A 256-nucleotide genomic window follows, 5' to 3' on the forward strand; every position below is an offset into this window, starting at 1 on the left:
GGCGTCTTTAATGGGTTGCCAGGAGAGCAGTTTGTTGTTTTGCAGATCCACCACCGCTTCGATGATATGTTTGCCGTCGAGCATAATGACGTCGGCTTTGCGCGGCTGGTCAACCGGTTTGTTTTCCAGCGCAAACGCCCAGACAGCTTCTTTATCTGGCGGTAGCAGGGAGATCTCAGTAAAACGGGTATTGGGTTTGAAGTCCGCGGAAGCTTTAACAATTTCAACGGCCTGTTTAATTTCGTCCGCAGTTAGC

1 pseudogene is annotated in these 256 nt (G+C 50.4%); it reads right to left on the minus strand.

Features of this window, described 5'->3' with window-relative positions:
• Positions 1-256, minus strand: a pseudogene (gene tynA / locus SB753_RS39140) (primary-amine oxidase); the annotation flags it as partial.

Source organism: Paraburkholderia sp. SIMBA_053, from assembly GCF_046534895.1.
Lineage (GTDB): Bacteria > Pseudomonadota > Gammaproteobacteria > Burkholderiales > Burkholderiaceae > Paraburkholderia > Paraburkholderia caledonica.